General features: G+C 31.1%; 3 protein-coding genes and 1 pseudogene. All 4 read right to left on the bottom strand.

The annotated features are described in order from the left end of the window. Positions 1-449: carboxypeptidase-like regulatory domain-containing protein (locus ABJD66_RS02880; protein ID WP_348128002.1), on the bottom strand; the 449-nt coding region annotated here is incomplete at its 3' end. Next, entirely contained in the window at positions 446-919 is a 474-nt protein-coding gene (locus tag ABJD66_RS02875; RefSeq protein ID WP_100896170.1) for a hypothetical protein, read from the bottom strand. The genes ABJD66_RS02875 and ABJD66_RS02880, both read right to left, overlap by 4 nt. Before the next feature lie 107 nt (positions 920-1,026). Next, positions 1,027-1,368: an arsenate reductase (glutaredoxin) gene (gene arsC, locus ABJD66_RS02870; protein WP_100896169.1), complete on the bottom strand. Its 342-nt coding sequence runs from the start codon at positions 1,366-1,368 to the stop codon at positions 1,027-1,029. A gap of 17 nt (positions 1,369-1,385) precedes the next feature. Further along, positions 1,386-1,578 (bottom strand): annotated as a pseudogene (gene prfB, locus ABJD66_RS02865) (peptide chain release factor 2); the annotation flags it as partial.

The following is a 1,578-nucleotide window of genomic DNA, read 5'->3' as shown; positions in this document are numbered from 1 at the left end:
CCTTTTACAGTTAAATCTTTACCTACGTTATAAACTTTTTTATCTAATCTAAGCTCTACGGTAGTTTTTTCGGCAACCAAGACAACAGCGTCTAACTGCTCTACATCTAAACCTAATTTTATAACACCTAAGTTTGTAGATTTACTTAGGTTTTGATTGTTTAAAGTATAAGTTTTATAAGATAAAAACTCTATTTTAATGTTGTATAAACCTGCATCAGCAGTAACATCAAATTTCCCTTGTTGATTTGTAATTCCGCCTGTAACTACTGCTGGGTCTTTTACACTTTGCAATATTAAAGTTGCATATTCTAACGGATCTCCTGTTTCATCATCGACTACGGTACCGGTAACCTTAATTTTTTTAGGATTTGTAGATTGTGCGTTGGGACCTTGTGCGTACGTAATTACTGTTGCAAATAATAGTACAAAGGAAAGTAGTTGTTTCATTCTTTTCGTTTAGTTTTTTTCTTTTTCTTTTTTTTGGCTTTTTTAAAACCTTCTTTTTCTAAAGCAACATATGCCTCATATTTTTCTTTGGGCAGTGCAGCTTTTAATTCTTCAGTCTGTTCTTTTTTTAATTTTTCTATGCTTTCTTTCATTTTATCGCCCTCTAGCTTTAAAATCTGCAGCTCCATAAACTTTTTTATGTATTTAGTTAATGTTGTGCTAAGTACTGCTTCTTCAAAACTATTAAGTTCTATAACCTCCAGAATTTTTGGCATTTGTAATTCTACAATTTCTTCTGCTGTAAGTGGGTCTGGCTTTTCATTAGATTGTGTTTGTGGCATTTGGTTTCTAACTCTACCACTTCCATAACCATTATTATAGCCGTTGCCATAGCCATACTGTGCTTCTACAGTAGAAAAGGACAATACAAATACTATTGTTGCATAAAAAAATATTTTATTAATTTTCATAACTTTCTGAATTAGTAAGATTTTAAAATTACCCTAAGGTTTAATCTGGTTTGGTTAAATGTTTGTTAAAATGAATAACAATAAAAATGCCAAAAATTAAACTGTTACTAAATTACAGTTTTTATTGCTTCAGTTGGTCTGCCAATAACAGCTTTGTCTCCGTTAATAATTATTGGTCTCTCTATTAATTTAGGATTGGCTATCATAGCATCAATAATATCTTCGTTAGACAGTTCTTTACCTTTGTAGTTCTCTTTCCAAATAGCCTCGTTTTTACGCACTAAAGCTAATGGCTCAATGGCTAAAAGTTTAATAATATCTTTTAGTTCTTGTTTTGTAGGTACATTTTCTAAATACTTTACAATTTTAAAAGGTTTACCAGATTCTTCTAAAAAAGCAACACCGGCTCTAGACTTGCTGCACCTATTATTATGGTAAATTTGTATCATTTTTTATTCTCTAATTGTTAATCTTCATCTTTTTGTCCCATCATCATTAGATAGGCTTTTAAAAATTGGTCTATTTGTCCGTCCATTACTGCATCTACATTACCTGTTTCTTCTGCTGTACGTACATCTTTAACAAGTTTGTAAGGGTGCATTACGTAATTACGTATTTGAGATCCCCATTCAATTTTCATTTTACTTGCTTCTATTTCG

This window comes from Cellulophaga sp. (genome assembly GCF_039943695.1).
Taxonomy (GTDB): Bacteria; Bacteroidota; Bacteroidia; order Flavobacteriales; family Flavobacteriaceae; genus Cellulophaga.
Note: the sequence above shows the minus strand (reverse complement) of the source record. Positions and strands in the feature narration are given on the sequence as shown.